The organism is Acinetobacter sp. SW-226, from assembly GCF_055632855.1.
In genome coordinates, this window is the sequence record NZ_CM145752.1 from 3,112,964 (window position 1) to 3,130,804 (window position 17,841).

Annotated in this window: 14 protein-coding genes; 3 read left to right on the forward strand and 11 right to left on the reverse strand. The window is 39.6% G+C overall.

Features of this window, described 5'->3' with window-relative positions; genetic code table 11:
- Positions 1 to 60 precede the first annotated feature (60 nt).
- Genes ACZ8ZH_RS14795 through ACZ8ZH_RS14805 form a run of 3 tightly spaced genes read right to left on the reverse strand, consistent with a single transcriptional unit; the run spans position 61 to position 2,981 of the window.
- Positions 61 to 1,515: an NAD(P)(+) transhydrogenase (Re/Si-specific) subunit beta gene (locus ACZ8ZH_RS14795; RefSeq protein ID WP_086209871.1), complete on the reverse strand. Its 1,455-nt coding sequence runs from the start codon at positions 1,513 to 1,515 to the stop codon at positions 61 to 63.
- A 3-nt stretch (positions 1,516 to 1,518) separates the two neighbouring features.
- A complete protein-coding gene (locus ACZ8ZH_RS14800) occupies positions 1,519 to 1,842 on the reverse strand; it encodes a proton-translocating transhydrogenase family protein (RefSeq protein WP_086209872.1) in 324 nt (107 codons plus the stop codon).
- Between the two features lie 11 nt (positions 1,843 to 1,853).
- Positions 1,854 to 2,981 (reverse strand): Re/Si-specific NAD(P)(+) transhydrogenase subunit alpha, encoded by a 1,128-nt coding sequence (locus ACZ8ZH_RS14805; protein WP_086209873.1) that lies wholly within the window; start codon positions 2,979 to 2,981, stop codon positions 1,854 to 1,856.
- Positions 2,982 to 4,043: 1,062 nt separating this feature from the next.
- On the opposite strand from ACZ8ZH_RS14805, the gene ACZ8ZH_RS14810 reads away from it, so the two are divergent.
- Positions 4,044 to 5,234, forward strand: a complete 1,191-nt coding sequence (locus ACZ8ZH_RS14810; protein ID WP_086209874.1) for an MFS transporter — start codon at positions 4,044 to 4,046, stop codon at positions 5,232 to 5,234.
- 52 nt (positions 5,235 to 5,286) lie between these two features.
- Here the strand turns inward: ACZ8ZH_RS14810 and ACZ8ZH_RS14815 are convergent, their stop codons facing one another.
- The 5 genes from ACZ8ZH_RS14815 to ACZ8ZH_RS14835 all read right to left on the reverse strand — a co-directional run bounded on the left by ACZ8ZH_RS14815 (position 5,287) and on the right by ACZ8ZH_RS14835 (position 11,397).
- Entirely contained in the window at positions 5,287 to 5,931 is a 645-nt protein-coding gene (locus ACZ8ZH_RS14815) for a HEPN domain-containing protein (protein ID WP_119064896.1), read from the reverse strand.
- Between the two features lie 172 nt (positions 5,932 to 6,103).
- Positions 6,104 to 7,654, reverse strand: a complete 1,551-nt coding sequence (locus ACZ8ZH_RS14820; RefSeq protein WP_171405815.1) for an arylsulfatase — start codon at positions 7,652 to 7,654, stop codon at positions 6,104 to 6,106.
- Positions 7,655 to 7,775: 121 nt separating this feature from the next.
- On the reverse strand, positions 7,776 to 9,038 hold the full coding sequence (locus ACZ8ZH_RS14825; protein ID WP_119064894.1) for an anaerobic sulfatase maturase: 1,263 nt from the start codon (positions 9,036 to 9,038) through the stop codon (positions 7,776 to 7,778).
- A 299-nt stretch (positions 9,039 to 9,337) separates the two neighbouring features.
- A complete protein-coding gene (locus tag ACZ8ZH_RS14830; RefSeq protein ID WP_119064935.1) occupies positions 9,338 to 10,327 on the reverse strand; it encodes an NADP-dependent oxidoreductase in 990 nt (329 codons plus the stop codon).
- Between the two features lie 791 nt (positions 10,328 to 11,118).
- Entirely contained in the window at positions 11,119 to 11,397 is a 279-nt protein-coding gene (locus tag ACZ8ZH_RS14835) for an abortive infection family protein (RefSeq protein ID WP_470247934.1), read from the reverse strand.
- Between the two features lie 71 nt (positions 11,398 to 11,468).
- On the opposite strand from ACZ8ZH_RS14835, the gene ACZ8ZH_RS14840 reads away from it, so the two are divergent.
- Together ACZ8ZH_RS14840 and ACZ8ZH_RS14845 are read left to right on the forward strand one after the other, a co-directional pair.
- Positions 11,469 to 12,598 (forward strand): IS3 family transposase gene (locus ACZ8ZH_RS14840; protein ID WP_252665664.1). Its coding sequence is split into 2 segments (ribosomal slippage): positions 11,469 to 11,721 and positions 11,721 to 12,598, totalling 1,131 coding nucleotides; the frame shifts between segments, so codons are not numbered across the junction.
- 154 nt (positions 12,599 to 12,752) lie between these two features.
- A complete protein-coding gene (locus ACZ8ZH_RS14845; RefSeq protein WP_252665665.1) occupies positions 12,753 to 13,253 on the forward strand; it encodes a YqhA family protein in 501 nt (166 codons plus the stop codon).
- Positions 13,254 to 13,603: 350 nt separating this feature from the next.
- Here ACZ8ZH_RS14845 and ACZ8ZH_RS14850 read toward each other — a convergent pair whose 3' ends face one another.
- From ACZ8ZH_RS14850 to radA, 3 genes are all read right to left on the reverse strand, one after another.
- The gene (locus ACZ8ZH_RS14850; RefSeq protein WP_470247767.1) at positions 13,604 to 14,536 is read right to left on the reverse strand and encodes an IS5 family transposase; all 933 of its coding nucleotides are present in this window, start codon (positions 14,534 to 14,536) and stop codon (positions 13,604 to 13,606) included.
- Positions 14,537 to 14,682: 146 nt separating this feature from the next.
- On the reverse strand, positions 14,683 to 16,122 hold the full coding sequence (locus ACZ8ZH_RS14855; protein WP_470247768.1) for an ATP-binding protein: 1,440 nt from the start codon (positions 16,120 to 16,122) through the stop codon (positions 14,683 to 14,685).
- A gap of 179 nt (positions 16,123 to 16,301) precedes the next feature.
- Entirely contained in the window at positions 16,302 to 17,693 is a 1,392-nt protein-coding gene (gene radA / locus ACZ8ZH_RS14860; RefSeq protein WP_180105882.1) for a DNA repair protein RadA, read from the reverse strand.
- Between the last annotated feature and the right edge of the window lie 148 nt (positions 17,694 to 17,841).

The window sequence follows — 17,841 nt, forward strand, 5'->3', positions numbered from 1 at the left end:
CTTTGGCCCTAAAACAAAAAAACCACCCGAAGGTGGTCTTTATACAATCCAGGAGGAGGATTAGTGTCCACCACCATTAATTGCTTTGGTCATATCTTCAACCACTTTTTTCGCATCACCAAAGATCATCATGGTTTTTTCATTGTAGAACAAGTCATTGTCTAAGCCCGCATAACCTGTTGCCATAGAACGTTTGATCACCATGATGGTACGTGCTTTATGTGCTTCAAGAATTGGCATGCCGTAGATTGGAGATGTCGGATCATCTTTCGCCGCAGGGTTAACCACGTCGTTTGCACCAATTACCAGTACTACATCTGTTGCAGGGAAATCTGAGTTGATCTCATCCATTTCTAAGATGTCTTCATACGCAACATCTGCTTCTGCTAACAATACGTTCATGTGACCCGGCATACGACCAGCCACTGGGTGAATCGCGAAGCGAACTTTTACGCCCTGCTCTTTTAAGATTTCACACAATTCTTTAACTGCATTTTGTGCACGACCTTGCGCCATACCATAACCCGGCACGATCACAACGCTGTCTGCATTTGACATCAAGAAGCCTGCGTCATCTGCTGAACCAGAACGGTGATTACGCTGTGCTTGTTCACCTTTGTTCGCAGAAGCCACTGCTGCACCGCCCATCGCACCACCAAACAAAACGTTGATGATCGAACGGTTCATCGCTTTACACATGATGTAAGACAGAATCGCACCAGAAGAACCCACCAGTGAACCTGCAACGATCAACATATTGTTTTCAAGCGTGAAACCAATACCTGCTGCTGCCCAACCAGAGAATGAGTTCAACAGTGATACCACCACTGGCATATCACCACCACCAACAGGCGCAATCCACACCCAACCGAATGCAAGTGCAAGTGCAGTCATTGCCCAAAATGCAGTCATGTTACCCGTGGTGAAGAAATACACACCACATGCCAACATTGCAAGGAAAATCAGCGCTTGTACAGGTTTAACCCATGCACCAGAAATGGTTTTTGCCCATTTTTTTGCAGCCAATTTACCATAAGCAAATACAGACGCTGTAAAGGTAATCGCACCAACGAAACAACCCACGAACAATTCAAACAAATGAACCTTGCTCATGTGGGCATGTTGTACACCCGCAGCAGTTAATGCAGCTTCATTTTGTGCAAATAAAGCAGTGAGTTGGTTATTGTGTAGAATTGCAGCAATCGCAATCAATACCGCAGCCAAGCCCACCAAAGAGTGCATCAATGCAACCGTTTCAGGCATTTGTGTCATAGGTACAGTACGTGCACGGGCAATACCCACAAGTGCACCCAGTACCATTGCCCCGCCAATCATCCAAATCACTGGATGATCTGCCACAAAGAAAGTAGTGATCACCGCAATCGCCATTGCGATCATGCCGTAACGGTTACCTTGAATGGCAGTTTTAGGACCTGACAAACCACGTAAAGTTAGGATAAAGAGGACAGCACCAATCAGGTAGAACCAATCCGCATAGTCTCGAATGAATTCCATATATTAGCCCTCTTTTTTCTTTTGCTTTGGCTTGAACATTTCAAGCATACGCGCTGTTACTGCGAAGCCACCAAAAATGTTGATACTTGCTAAGAACACCGCAATCGCACCTAAGATGCTCACCACGTTAACGCTTTGGAATGCGACATTGGCATCAACTCCAATCGCAGGTAAACCTACAGTTTGGATCATCGCCCCCACAATAATGATGGATGACAAAGCATTGGTTACTGCCATAAGTGGTGTATGTAATGCTGGCGTTACGCCCCACACCACGTAGTACCCTACAAAGATGGCAAGGACGAAAATTGTAATTGTTTCAACCATGATCTATCTCCTTAACCACGCTTGAGCAGTACTTGACCGCCATGAGTTACTAGAAGGGCTTTTTGAATTTCTTCTTCAGGGTTGAGTGCAAAGTTTTTCTCAGCATCAAACAAGGTGTCAAGGAAATTCAATACATTACGTGCATACAAAGCAGACGCTTCTGTTGCAACTGTAGATGGAATATTTGGAATACCTAAAATGGTCACACCATTATCAGTGACAACATTTTCACCATTCTTCGAACCTTCAACGTTACCACCCGTTTCAACCGCCATATCAAGGATGATTGAACCTGGTTTCATTTTGGCAACAGTTTCTGCTTTGATTAAGCGTGGTGCGTCACGACCTGGTAATAGTGCAGTAGTAATCACGATGTCGGCATTCGACACAGCTTTATCTACAATGATGGCTTGATCACGGATATAGTCTTCACCCGGCATCCAACCATAACCATTTTTCGCAGCATCGGCTGCTTTTTGTTGTTCTTCTGCTGACATCGGTACGTCTAACCATTTGCCACCTAAAGACTCAACTTGGTCCTTCGCTGTTGGACGTAAGTCCGTTGCTTCAACCACAGCACCCAAACGTTTTGCAGTTGCAATCGCTTGTAATCCTGCAACGCCGACTCCCATGATCACCACACGTGCAGGTTTTACTGTACCTGCAGCCGTCATCAACATAGGGAACATACGTTGGTATTCAGCAGCAGCCAAAAGCACTGACTTATAACCCGCCAAGTTCGCTTGTGAGGACAACACGTCCATGTTCTGTGCACGAGACAAAGTACGTGGCAATAGCTCTAAAGCAAATGCAGACACGTTTTGCGATGCAAATTGATCAAGTTCAGTGTTGCGGTGCGGATCAAACATGGCAATAACCGATGTATTTGGCGCAAGCTTTTGAATCTCAGCACCCTGAGGGGCACGTACTTTCAAAACGATTTGGCTACCGGTATAGGCATCATCTGTAAGCGTGGCACCAACTTGTTCATAGGCACTGTCAATATAAGCAGCTTTTACACCTGCTCTACGTTCAATGACTACACTGTGACCAGCATTGATCAATTTTTTTACCGTTTCTGGCGTTGCGGCTACACGATTTTCACCAACAACCGTTTCGGCTGGAATTCCGATCTGCATGAGCGTCCCTCAAGCTAATTTTTCTTAAAGTAAACATCACGAGTTAGGCGATGTTTCCCCCAGGATGTTCTTATGAATTTTTGGATTCTAATGAAACTTTTTTAAAATACCACCCACTATTTATTTAATAAATACCCACATACTGAACTCGTGATTCATAAAAAATATTGTGTGATATATCGTTTATTTGCTGAAAATGACATTCAAAATTGATTTATTTCTATTCAGCACTTTCCCCTCATCGCCATTTAGCATAAAAATCGCACTTTTTTTGTACAAGACTGAGTGCTTTAATTCTTCCCTATTGATCTTTTTGACCAATTCACAAATTTAAAGCATCACATTCACATAAAACAAAACCTATCATTCATAGACCTTTTCCACATCTTGTCATGCAAACTTTGCAGACATTGACCCAAGTGACAGTTTCACGGCAATGACTCTGGCTTCAAATTGAATAACATCTATGTTGAATAGATCAAAAATACCCATACCCCAATTTCAGTCAGATGAAAAAGTGTATTTGAAAATGATTCTGTAAAAACCCTAAACAAAATTTGTCCTGTTCAATCTGATTTCAAGCTAGAGTTGACTAACAAAAAACTTTTTTCAATATTTTATGGAGTGATAGTAAAGCCAATTGTGAGTCTGTACTTAAACCTAAATGCACCATAATCGACCACAAAAGCATCTACAAGGTCAATATTTCAACAATTTGATTTGGCTGTTTGCTGATGATTCTGATGAAGAATGATGGAATGCAACAATTACTCACAATTTTTCCCCATCAATTCAGAATTTTTTTCATTTTTCTCGGTGTTTTTTGACAGAAAATTAGAAATATCACTTTTTTTTGATTATATCTCAGTAAAGCATATCAAAAGAACATAAGAATGCGAGGTTATTACTCAGCCCTATAGCGATCCACTCGTACTTTATTTTCTGCACCATTTTTATGCTTTTAACCTCGCTTCGTATACAATTTCCCAAACGCTACATCATGATCATTCAACAGTGATGTTGTCGTTGTTTGCTCCTACCTCCCCCAATCAAAGGCTTACTATGAATACTTCCTTCGACATCAGTCGAGATAAATCACTGCTTTGGCTCATGGCAATTGTGTGTGGTTTATGTGCAGGGGCAAACTATTATTGCCAGCCTTTGATTTCATCAATACAACAAAGCCTTCAAGTTCCAGAAGAACAAGTCGCTTTAACAGTAACGTTTGCACAAGTGTCTTATGCTCTAGGTTTGCTATTTATTGTGCCTTTAGGTGATATGCTCAATAAAGCCAAGCTTATTCCACTCCTGATGTTTGGTGCATCTGTAGGGCTTTTTATTTGTGCAATATCGACCAACTTAGCGATGCTCTGGATCGGGACAATTATTACAGGGTTATTCTCTGTCGCAGCTCAAGTGCTGATTCCTTTAGCTGCGATGGCAGTCAAACCTGAACGTACTGGCGAAGTGGTTGGTTTTCTCATGAGTGGATTACTGGTCGGCATCTTACTGTCTACCAGTGTGGCAGGCTTACTTTCTGATCTATGGCACTGGAAGATGATTTACATCCTCAGTGGCATTGCCATGTTTGTTCTAGCTTTCATTATGAAAGGAAAGTTGCCGCAACTACCAAAATTTAAAATCACTTATTTCACAATTTTTAAGTCCATGGGAAGCCTACTGAAACAAGAGCCACGCTTGGTGTTTCGTTCAATGACTGGTGGATTTGCTTTTGCTGCCATGAGTATGCTGTTTTCAACCATTGCCCTGCTGCTAACCTCTAAGCCATTCGAACTCTCCGATGTATGGGTGGGTATAGTGACCCTTGTTGGCGTTTTTGGGGCACTCTCGACTCAGTTCATTGGGAAATGGGCAGATCGTGGTTATACCCTAGTCCTGACTTGGGCAGGCTGCGCCATTTTAGCCTTGAGTTGGGTGTTTTTATATTTGGGTGCCAGTTCATTACTCAGCTATGTCCTAGGCTATGCACTAATTAACCTTGGTTTAGCCACCACACATAGTTGTAATCAAAACGTGATTTTCCGTTTACGTCCCGATGCAAAGTCTCGGGTGAACTCAATCTATATGACTTTATATTTTATTGGTGGGGCGTGTGGTTCTGCGCTGGGCGTGTATGCATGGCATCATGGTGGCTGGAGCAGCACCTGTCTGGTCGGAATTTCATTGGTCATCTTGGCCAGTGTCTTTGCACTGATTGACACACTATATAGTAGAAAATATGGTATTGCCTAATACCGATAATCAGACAGCTTGCTTTAAAACTGTCTGATTTTTTATTCGTAAATTAGCTGACCTGTGCCACTGGATAATAGGGTTTCCCGTTATCTAGAGCATCTGCATTTTCCAGTAAAATATAAATCAAAGCAGGCAATAACGCGGATAAAACAAGACATGCGTCTTGGAGTTGCTCTCGGTTTAACGCGCTTTTATAGGAGCAACCACCCTGCATGAACTGATCGTTCAACGTGCATAAACGGCTAAATAAGATCAACAAAATATCTTCTGTATGTTTATTCTCTATGGCTTCTGTGACTTTCTTCTTCTCGTGTCCTCGTTGAGCTTTATACGCCTCTAGGCTAATTGCCTGATTTTGATAGTCCCAATAACTTTGCATACTATACGAACTGTTCAATAGGCGATAAATAGGCTGACTCGACCTCTCCAATAAAATTATCTCAAATTTGTGCTCAACATCATGCTGAAGCATTGTCTGTAAGAACTGGCTCAGATGCTGTTGGTTTTGAAGGTGTTCTAATTCTTGGGCATACAAAGCATGAAAAGAAATCCATAGCGTGATGAACTTTAAATCAAGATCATCATCCAATTGTATGGCTTTTTTAAACCAGCTTAGTCCACGATGAATTCTTAAATTAAAGGCATCAGAATGCACTGCTTTTTTATCCTTAAAGACTTGCTCAAGTACAAACATATTTCCTCCATTTTTTATTGTTATCGTCTATTTACCATAATCAATTTGAAGTCGAGGCTCAATCAAAAACAAAGATTGATGCGTTCAATAAAAATAGGTTGAAAAAAATGATGCCATATTAATAAAAAAGGCAACTCAGAAAACTGAGCTGCCTTATTCATACAGAATGCTTTTATTTTTTCGTTGCCTGCATATTTTTAATCAGCTCACTAAAATCGAGTGTTGCTGCTTTTTGTACAGGAGGATAATCCATCAAGGATTTAATATGTGATCCAATCAAAGCCTGCAAAGGTTCAGAAATCCATTGTTTACTTTGGATAATTTCAGAACGGTCTCTTACACTATCAAAGGACTCAAATGGGTCTTGACGGAGATTGTACATGATGGGGAATTTTTGCTTTTGATAACTATCATAATAATTTTCACTGGTTTCAAAGTGAACTTTCCACTGCTTAATTCGAACAGCTCGCAGTGTTGATTCATGATAATAAAGAAAATTATTGCGTTTGCTTTCCACTGATTTCCCTGTCCAGTAATCTAAATTATTCACCCCATCAATATATTGCTTACGATTGTTTTTCATATCTTCGACAACATTTGGATTACCTGCAATCGTTGCCAATGTCGTGAAAAGATCCATGTTGGCTTGAATACCCGTTCTCACCTGCCCTGCAGGAATATGTCCCGGCCAGCGTACCATTGTCGGAACACGTACCCCACCTTCATAGGTCGTCATTTTTTCACCACGAAATGGTGTCGTACCACCATGATTTTTTGCGCTGTGTTCAGGGCCATTATCCGTGGTATACACAATAATGGTATTGTCCAACACGCCCATTTTCTTCATATCATCCAACAATTGACCGACTTGCATATCGTGCTCAATCATCCCGCTGCCATACAAATCATCTTCTGAGGTTGCTTTTGCAGCCAAATAGCGATGAGACGCACGTAAATGCGTATACATGTGCATGCGACTTGGATTCAGCCAAACAAAAAATGGCTTATCCAATTTTTTACTGCGTTTCATGAAGTCAACACTGGCTGTAATAAACTCATCGTCTACTGTTTCCATGCGTTTGCGCGTCAATGCCCCTGTATCTTCACATTTTTGCTTCCCCATTTTTCCAAAACGAGAATCTGTAGTTTCATCATCTGTTGAAGAGGCATAGCAGTGTAAAACACCGCGTGTGCCATATTTTTTATGAAATTCTGGATCTTTGGGATAATCAAATTGTTCTGGTTCTTCTTCGGTATTTAAGTGATATAAATTACCAAAGAACTCATCAAAACCATGCACAGTCGGTAAGTGTTCATTACGATCGCCCAAGTGGTTTTTCCCAAACTGACCACTCATATAACCCAAAGGTTTAAGCACTTCTGCCAAGGTTGGGGTCGCAGCTTGAATACCTAGTGGAGAACCTGGACGTCCTACTGTGGTCATGCCTGAACGAATTGGATATTGCCCCGTAATAAATGCTGCACGTCCCGCTGTTGAACTGGGTTGCGCATAATGATCGGTGAACATGATGCCTTCTTTGGCAATTCGATCAATATTGGGCGTGTTATAGCCCATAACGCCATGACTATATGCACTAACATTTGTGAAACCTACGTCATCAGACATAATCACCAAAATATTCGGTGGCTTTGCCATTAGACTCGTTGAAAGTAGTGCTCCACCCAGTACAGCGATTGAACTCGAAATCCTTTTTTTGTGCATATTCTTTTTCCTTTTATAACATTTTGAAAATTTGTCTTTCGCCTGAGCAACATTGACAAAATTCGAGATAAACCCGTTTATTTAAAAGACTATTTTTAGTCTTTATTCGCAGCAAATTTCTTTAGGGTTTAAGCTGTTTCATAATTTCACTTTTGGATAAAAGTGCAGTATGAAAAAAGCGCTTTAAGCCAGAACACAGATAATGTAAACCTGCTTCTCCATCGGGTGTTTTCAAAAAGCGATCTTTGGGACAGTCACCCCAGCAATATTGTAAATAGGGGCATTGGCGACAGTATTGAGGCAAGCTATTCGACTTCGCATAAGCAAACTTTTTCTGTTCTTCTGAAAAGACTAGATCGCCTTGATGTATCTCTTGAATGTTACCGAGCTTGTATTCGGGATAGACAAAATGGTCACAGGAAAAGAGATCACCGTTATGCTCGATTGCCAGTGATTTTCCGCAAATCTGACCAGAAACACATTTCTGCGCGCCATAGCCAAGCATCATGGACACTATATTTTCAAACTGGTCGACAAATACCCGTCCAAAATCTTTCTTGATCCATTCCCCCCAAACCCGTGAGAGAAAATAACCCCAGTCATCAGCAACAATAGACCAATCAGTGACAACAGAGTCGTTGGTTCCTGGTTGTGCGGCAGAGCTGCCAAGTATGGGTAAATCATCAAGATTCCAATGCCCAGGCGCAGTGCTTTGGAACTGTGCACTTTCCATTCCCGGAATAAACTGGATCATCCGTGGCTGCACCTGATCACGGATAAAACGATATACATCGTTTGGGCGTTTCGCATTGTCTCGATTCACGACACACAGTGCGTTAAATGGAATCTGGTAGCGATGAAGTAATTCCACGGCATGCATCACTTTGGCATGCGTAGGTTTGCCGCCTTTGTTATAGCGATGTTTGTCATGAAATTCAGCTGGGCCATCAATAGATAAACCAACCAAGAAATTGTGCTGACTCAGAAACTCACACCATGCCTCATCAAGCAAGGTGCCATTGGTTTGTATGTCATTTTCAATACATTGCTTCGGCTTCTTATATTTATTTTGTAGCTCAACCACACGCTGAAAAAATTCTAACCCCATCAGGGTAGGCTCACCACCCTGCCAGCTAAAAACCACTTCATTACCTGTTTGTGCTTCAATATATTGCTTGATATGCAACTCAAGCATCGACTCCGCCATACGTGGGGTTTTAGGTTGACGCAATAAGTCTTGTTTATGCAGATAGAAACAGTAACTACAGTCCAAGTTACATTGGGCACCGGAGGGTTTGAGCATCACATGATAACGATACGTTTGCCCTTGAAGCTGTATACTTTTTAAAGGTGGAGACTCGGCTTGAGTAGGGATAATGCGCATGCTGATTCTATCCAGATTGTAATCATTGTTTTAATTTATGTGAGAACACCCAGCCCCATAGCAAACCATGCTGACTTGGGGCTAAAAGAATAGGTTCTCGATTCGTCCATGTGATTTAAGTTTGATCGTCCACAAGAATGATACGATCTTCATCGCAATTTAAATTTCACTAAGCACAGCACCAACGCCGCCAGCATCCCCTTTGCATCTAAAACAGTTGATCCAATACACAAGGGACAGAACTTTTATAGTGAGCAATAAAATTGAATTGGCATTAACATCCATGAGAGCCATTAAGATTAAAACTTAACGATAAATTTTCCTGTATTTTCACCTTTAAATAGCTTCATTAAACCTTCAGGCAAGGACTCGAAACCTTCAACCGTATAGGTTTTATATTGGATTTTGCCTTCTGCGAGATAACGACCCAACACAGACATAGCCTCATCTGCAAAAGACGCATAATCAGTTACAATAAAACCTTGTACACGCAGGCTTTTTAAATTGATATCCACCCAACTTGGACCCTTTGCAGGCACCTCATGGTCATAATCAGCCAACACGCCACAGACGATGACACGTGCATACCGATTTAACTGATTAAAAATAATTTCTTGGATTGACCCACCCGTATTTTCATAGAAAACATCCACACCATTTGGCGCGGCAACACGAAGTTGAGCTTCAAAATCCTCCGCTTTATAGTTAAGCGCGGCATCAAAACCCAGCTCTTCAACCAACCATTTACACTTTTCATCAGAGCCAGCAACACCTACGACTCTTAGACCTTCGGCTTTCGCCAATTGCCCGACTAATGAACCGACTGAACCTGCTGCACCTGTCACCACCAAAGTTTCACCCTTTTTAGGTTTTCCAACTTTCATTAAACCTGCATAAGCGGTCAGACCTGTGAAATAAAATAAAGCCAATATGGCCTCTGCTGGTATCGAGGCATCAATCACTTGCATGTCGGCATGACCTAAAACATATTCACTCCATCCAGTGACACCAACGACATGAGTACCGACTGGAAATTGAGCATTCAAGGACTCGACTACCACGCCGACTCCGTAAGAGCGCATGACTTCGCCTATTTGTACTGGCGGTAAATAACTGTCTTCTCTTGGTTGGAGCCAGGTGCGCATAGCAGGATCAAGTGACATATGTGTCTGCTTAACGAGAAACTCACCTTCTTTTAAAGTCGGTTGTGCCAAAGTGACTAGCTCAAAAATATCTGTAGTGATATGTCCTTGCGGATATTTTGATAACGTAAAGGCTTTATAAGTCATGATCTTTCCTACCATCATCCAAATTTGCTTTAACTCACCCTTGTGCAAACATATTTTCTCCATCAATTTAAAATTCAACGGAGCAAAATAAGGACCCGCTTACACAAGGGCATCGTTGGATTCAGAAAGTTATCAAAATTTAAATGCAGAAAAACCACTCTAAAGAATGGTAATTAATCTTTTCTCAAGAAACATGAGCGCTCAACAGTACATTAAACGGCTGTACAGAATAATCATTTACAAGAAAGTAAATAAGTACAGAACAGAACTCAAGTTTCACAAAGTATAGGCAGCCCTCCACTAAACGTTGCACTTAGCAAAATGTGCGAATTTTATTTTTATGTTACTATTATATTCTGTTGGAAATTTCTGCGTGAACGTAAAGGCCTCCGCTTTACTCTTTCTTATCTCTCCAAAATTATCTCGAACATTTTTAGAACTCTTCAACGTCATCTGTTGTCGCCAATAAAAAGTTTGGCTTTGGTTTGATGGCTACTCGTTTACAGATAATTTCCTAAACATTTATTTGCATTCCATCTGCTTTAAAGTAACGAAGCCCTTTGTATAAAAAGCAGATAAACACTGATAAAGAGCCTGATTTTTAATGAATACTGACAAAACCATTGAAACCCCTCAATCTCCACGAATCAGTGTTGCACCAATGATGGATTGGACACTTAAAACAAATTTAACTAACCAAATCAAAAACTTAATTAAATAATATTCTTAGAATGGCGTAAAAATGGCGTAAATTTTCTATTAAAAATATTTACATATTTTACTAAATACTTTTAGATCGCAATTTTATTCTTTTTGTGACTCCATGATTCAAGTAAAAATAGTGCGATAGTATGAGCAGAATGAATAGCAAGTCTGGCATGTCTAGGCTGCAAATTATACGTCCGAATACCCGCTCCATGTGCAGAACTCGCATGAGTCCTTAGCGCAGAAATACCGTCGACTGTACTTAATATCCCTGATATTATTTTTAATATATCTTCATCCTTAATGGAATCTGTACTGATATTCAAATCTTTTCTAACAACTGTAAATTGATGTGGGTCTAGGATTTTAGACCATGCCTATAAGTGATAATCTACTCCCCAATAAGCATGGGAAATGCTTGTTTTTGGAGTCAATCATGACACGAAGAAAACGTCGTAATCATTCAGCAGAGTTTAAAGTTAAAGTTGCTCTCGCAGCAATTAAAGGCGATCACACACTCGCTGAACTTTCTACTCAATTCGATTTACATCAAAACCAAATCATTGATTGGAAAAATCAACTGCTTGAACAATCAGTCAATATTTTTTCAGGACCAACAGCACAACAAGAACCTGAGATTGACCTCAAAGCTCTACATGCCAAGATAGGACATCAGGCATTGCAAATTGATTTTTTAGAAGGTGCGCTCAGAAAAATAGGGCAGCTGAGCGGCAAAAAATGATCGATAAGACCCATCAACTTTCGGTACGACAACAATCACAGTTGATTCAAATCAATCGCAGTACGTTGTATTACAAGCCCAAAGAGATTTCATTAACTGATTTGAGTTTGATGCGTCTGATTGATGAAATTCATCTCGACTACCCATTTATGGGCAGTCGAATGATACGAGATATGCTACAGCGTCAAGGACATCAAATAGGTCGGCGTAAAGTTCGACGTTTAATGCGCTTGATGGGAATACATGCCTTGTATCCAAAACCCAATACCAGTAAGCCTAATCTTGCACACCGTATTTTCCCATATCTGTTGAAAAACACGGTCATAGATCACTCTAATCAAGTCTGGTGTACAGATATCACGTACATTCCTATGGCTAAAGGCTTTGTCTATCTGTGTGCAATTATAGATTGGCATAGTCGTAAAGTACTGGCTCATCGTGTATCGATCAGTATGGAAACAGACTTTTGCATAGATGCGTTGCAAGAAGCAATTGTGAAATATGGTTGTCCTGAAGTCTTTAATACAGACCAAGGCAGTCAATTCACAAGCGAGGCATTTTTGAATGAGTTAAAATTGCGAAATATCCGTATCAGTATTGATGGGAAAGGACGATGGATGGATAATGTGATGATTGAGCGTTTATGGCGCAGCGTGAAGCATGAGGAAGTCTATTTGAAGGCTTACGATACGGTTAAACAAGCGAAACAATCAATTGCTGAATATTTGGATTTTTATAACATGATACGTCCTCATTCAAGTTTGAATAAGGCAACACCGAATGAATTTTATGATCAACATTTACTAAAAGTAATGGCAGCATAATTTAAATATTTAGAGCGGATTTATCACTTATAAAACTGAATTGAGTGGTCTAATTAACGGAACCACATTAGTCTTCTTCATTTTCAAATCAATTTCTTATCCGCGATTTTGATTAATAGTTGTTTGTTTTTTTCATTTTAAGGGATGTTATCAAGTGCTACAAAATTTTTTTGAAAAGAGTAGATTTTTAGTTATTATAGTTATTATAAATTGCATAATATCTTCTATTTTTTTATATTTATCAACTATATATCTTCTAATTGATGCAATAATTTTTATTATGAAAAATATATATGCAACTAATTTTGAAGTAAAAATAGTTGTTGTTAAATTTTTAAAAATCCTCGATGTCTCGTTAATTGCTATTACATTTCATTTAATTTCAGCAGGTTTTTATAAATTATTTATTCAACAAGCTATTTTTGACAATAGTTCTTTTCTTAAGACACTATCAATTAATAAGTTTCATGATCTAAAAGTTATTATATTACATGTATCTATTATAGTTATAGTCATCTTGTTTTTAGAAGATATTGTTGTTTTTGGTGGAACTTTAGCCAACTTATATGCTGGTATTTCTTCTAGCCTAGTCATATTAGCAATAATTTTTACTTGTAAGCTATTAGATAATGATCATCACAAAGACGATGAATAACTTAAATCGCAAGGACTCATTTAGAATTACTCTTTTCATTTGAGCATTTAATCGAAGTTAAGATTAGAGATCGTCATGTATTGAGAAAAAATGTCTGATTCAAACTTCACTAAACTCAAAATTGCATCAAAGATTGCAGCTTCAAATAGAAATACTGCACTCTTTTTTTAATCAAAAAATCTGCATGCTTGGTTTTTCCATAAGAAAAAAACCAAAAAATGATCCAATATTCTTAGAAACTGCCAAAAATTTTCTAAAAAAATCCCGATCAGGATTCGGAACTTTTCTAACTCCAAATGGCTTTGGTGCACAAAGATTTAAAAAATAGAACTACCCTAAGCGACTCAAATTTAAGTGACAACTTGGGTATGAGCTCGGCCTAATTCCATAAATTTATTTAACACTGCCACACGTGCATGAATCTCATTCACCTGGCTTTGAAAACTCCGTACACTGAGTTTATCTCCCAATAATTTGATGCGATGCATCTTGGTTTCGAACAAGCTTCGGCGATGATACCCAGACCACTTTTTCCAAATTGCTCTTCCTAGGCATTTAACCGTTTTCAACAATTCATTTCTTTCTAAAGATCTCAGCTTTTTGTCTTTCCAGGGCTTCGCATTTTTTCTTGGCGGAATCACCGCATGTGCCTGTCGATCTGAAATGACTTTTCTGCAGTGTTTCGTGTCATAAGCACCATCTGTATAGACAGAATCAATCTGCTCATCAAGTGGAATTTGATCAAGTAAATCCTCGAGTACTTGTGAATCACTGACATTGTTTGTCGTGAGCTGAACGGCCCGTATTTGCAGCGTTTCAGCATCTATACCAATATGCAGTTTACGCCATTGGCGACGATATTCAGGCTGATGTTTCTTACGTTTCCATTCACCTTCACCTAAAAACTTCAAGCCAGTAGAGTCGACGAGTAGGTGGAGACCATCACGACTTTTTTGATAGCGAATTGCAATATCAATATGCTTTTGTCTTCTACAAATAGTCGAATAATCTGGCGCTGTCCAATCTAATCTACAAAGTTTAATGAGGCTCTGAACAAAGCCAGTGACCATGCGTAAAGAGAGTCGAATTAGTGATTTGATCATAAGGCAGCATTGAATAGCCGCATCAGAATAAGTTTGATTTCTACCATGTTTGCCTTTTGGTTGTGCATACCATTGAGTAGTCGGGTCAAACCAGATCAAGATATTTCCTCGATTCACCAAAGCTCGGTTGTAAGAAGACCAATTGGTTGTGCGATAGGTTTTAGGTGCGGGCTTATTCATTTGAGAATTATATTGCTAGATAAGCCTTTACAGATAGGTTTGTGCAACAAAGCCATTCATCACTAAAATCAAATGTCGAACATGATCGCCAGCTTGTACGGTAGCTTGATCGGCAACATGTACGGTGGCTCGATAAACAACTAAAATTACTCAATTTCTTTTTTAACTAACCAATACCCACGTGTTCCACCAACACGCTCAAGCCAACCTGCATCTTTTAAATGATTGAGGTGCTTTTTTACTGCCGAATTATTGATACCCAACTGTACCGCCATATCACGATAAGAAATTTTAGGATTTTGTTGAATTAAAACTAAAATCTCATTTTGTCGGTCAGTCAATATTTCAGTGTTTACCATTGAGCCACCTGAATCTTCGATTGAGCCACCTATTGAGCTACCTGAATCTTCGATTGAGCCACCTATTGAACCACCTAATGACTCAATCACAGGACGATATAACTTCACATCAAAAAAATCACCAGTTTCCAAAAATTCAGGTGTGGTTAAATGTTCTGCTTCACAGATTTGTTTTATCCGTTGCAGACCACTACCCCAATGCTCAATATAACCTAGCTCTCTAAACACACGAGCCAATACCCGATTACGAATTTCTGAACGTCCTTGCAACAAATCTGCTTCAGTTAAACCATTAGGTAATCCACCTGGAGATACAATATTGATCAAATCATCATAAACAGCAACTTTAATATTGCGTCCAAAATTACTATAGTCCCGATGAACATAAGCATTGACTAAGGCTTCACGGATGGCATTTTCTGGAATTTCCAAATAATCGTAACGCTTTAATCCACGAATTTCGGCACGCAAAGACAAATGATTTTTAATAAAAATTTCTGTTTGCTCAATTTGAGAAAACAAATCCCCTGTATATTCTTTACGATCTAAAAACACGCTCATATTTGTGCCTTTAAATCGGGCACACTGGGTCATGACATGCTCATATTTACCCAATAAAATCAATAAGCCATGACTGGCATAATGCTGCCCTTGTTCCTCTATAACCAACTTTAGGTTCAGCATTTTTTCTAAGGTAAGTGCCTTATCAGCAGCTTTAAAAGCCGTTTCCAATACTGTTAAATCTAGTTTTTCTAAAGGGTATTGATAGTTTGCTAACGAATCAAAACTCACATTGAGGCGTTGCAATTCCAGTTGTTGAATATTCTCAGGTGATGCGACACGGTTACTTGCACCTAAGCGGATATACGTACCTTGCTCACGCCCCACAGATTTAAGATAGTATGGAAATAAACTTCCCCGAGCCACTTCCACAACCAATAATTCTACGCCTGCAATATTTTCAATATAGATTTGTGCTGCCAGTTGCGGACTGCACAACTCATAAATCATTGAGGTAATTTTATCTTGCAAGTCAAAGATATCTTCTCGAATCCCAACCAACTGCCGATCATCCGAAACCCCAACAATCAACTTACCACCACTACTATTTGCAAAGGCGATTAAAGTCTTGGCGATTTGCTGGCCTTTAGGTAACTGCTGTTTAAACTCTAGCGTCTTGCTTTCGCCTTTTTGAATTTCTAGCAGTAGTGGATGTTCAGCATTCATTAGCTATCTTTCAATTCTCTTCAGTATGGATTTTCAATACGGTAATACTGGCAATAAATTAAGTAGATACCACAACAAAATTTTACCTGTACCATAATCGCTACTTTACTAGATGAAGCTCATTTTTTACAGCAAACGCCGTAGATAATGTCAGGTAAAACCAATTTGATCTATCCTACTTACTCAAGCTGCTCACTATTTTGATCAAAAACAATTTGTAAGACTTGGTACAGATACTCCACAGCAATCACTCGCATAGAGTCCAAAGCTTGCTTTGGCTGATTCACTTTAGGTACGACTACAGTTTTAAATCCGTTCTTTTGTGCTTCCTTTATACGTTCCTGTGCATTGGGTACAGACCGAATCTCGCCAGACAAACCTACTTCACCAAACACAGCCATATCGTGAGGTAAGGGTTGATTTTTTAGGCTCGATACACAAGCCAATAGAACAGCTAAATCTGACGCTGTTTCTGTAATTTTCAATCCACCCACAATATTGACATAGACATTATGTTCAAGAATATCCACGTTGGCTTGTTCTTTCATAATGGTCAACAGCAAAGTAAGGCGATTATACTCCAGTCCTAAAATAAGTTGTCTAGGTGTAGTTTTTGTTTCACTCACTAAAGCCTGTACTTCGACTAAAAATGGTCGGACCCCATTTCGACTGACCATGACAACAGAACCAGCAACTGCCTCACCATAGCGATCCAAGAAAATCGTTGCTGGATTTATAACTTCCCTTAGCCCCTGATCTGTCATCTCAAAAACACTTAATTCATTTACAGCCCCAAAGCGGTTTTTAACAGCTCTCATCATTCGATACTGTAAGTCACTTTGCCCCTCAAAATACAATACGCAATCAACCATGTGTTCCAGTACACGAGGGCCAGCCAATACACCATCTTTGGTCACATGACCAACAATAAGTAAAGACATCCCTCTTTGTTTTGCAAGTCGGGTTAAAATTGCAGCAGATTCTTTAATTTGTGATGTACTGCCTGATGCAGCAGGAATAGCCTCCGTATATAAAGTTTGAATGGAATCCAAAATCACCATAGAAGTTTTTTGTTCCGTTAATATCTCACAAATGCGTTCTACTTTCGTTTCTGCCATGACATCCAGTCTGTCCAGTGGCAAACCTAATCGTTTAGCCCGCATAGCAACTTGTGACAGTGACTCCTCCCCTGTGATATATAAAACCGATTGATTTTCTGCGATATGCGTAGCAGTTTGTAAAAGTAGCGTTGATTTGCCTATGCCAGGATCACCACCAATTAATACCACTGATCCAGTGACTAGCCCACCACCTAATACACGATCAAATTCTCCTATACCTGTTGAACACCTAAGTTCCTGACTCATCTTCACCATATTTAATTTGGTAATATGATGTTGTTGTCCTGCATAGCCAGAATGACTTAAACCTGCTGTAGCCCGATGTTGAGCCTTTCGTTCAACTGTTGTTTTGCTGAAACTATTATATGCTCCACATTGAAGACACTCTCCAATCCACGTATCCTCCTCCTTGCCACAATCACGACATACATAAACTGTAATTTTAGCCACTGTAAAAACTCTAGTTTTTAATTACCTAAAGCACCCTATCAAGCTAAATTATCAATCTCAAGTAAGGCGGTGAAATAAGGGTAAATAATTGAGAATACATGGAAATATTCTTTTAAAAATGAATTGAAGGGTAAATGACTACAAAGAG